At 37.2% G+C, this 602-nt stretch carries 1 protein-coding gene; it reads right to left on the bottom strand.

The features are described 5' to 3' along the window. Positions 1-17: 17 nt before the first annotated feature. Positions 18-602: hypothetical protein (locus N6G83_RS54510; RefSeq protein ID WP_260524446.1), on the bottom strand; the 585-nt coding region annotated here is incomplete at its 5' end.

Raw genomic sequence — 602 nt, 5'->3', positions numbered from 1 at the left:
GTTTCCCGTTCCGGGCTTTATAATTTTAAAGCCTTTGGCTTATTCTGGGGTGTGTAGTTATTATTTTGCTGTTTCTGTGAATATTCGGCATCTGCTGCTGCAATAGCAGCATTGAAGAGTTGTTTAAATTCTGCCGGTTTATGCTCTTGTATTAGATCTAAAACATCACTGTTGATTTTATATTTTTCATATCTCTGAGAGATTGAAGCATTTTCCTTTAACTGCCTTTTGTATTCTATTATTTCCAACTCCATATCTTTTATTTTTCTGTTTTTATTTTGAATGATTTGTTCTTGCTCAGCCGTGGCTTTGGCCACTGCTAACTTTTGCTCTTGTTGTACCCGTTCCTGGACTCTTCTGTTGAAGTTCTGACGGAGATCAGACAACTCAGCCTCTGAATGCTCTAACCGGCTCTTAAACCCGTTTAGACGAGCTATAAGGGGCTTTCGTTCGTTCTTGTAAGGTTTTAGAGCCTTTCGTATGTAACGATTAACCTCAGCTCCTGTGTAGTGCTTAGGCACTACCTCCGGATCTCTAAATAATTTTTTCTTTTCTTCTGTTTCAACAACTCTAATTTTTTCAATTTTATTATTTTCTATTTC

Source organism: Serratia sp. PL7 (assembly GCF_945957435.1).
Note: the sequence above shows the minus strand (reverse complement) of the source record. Positions and strands in the feature narration are given on the sequence as shown.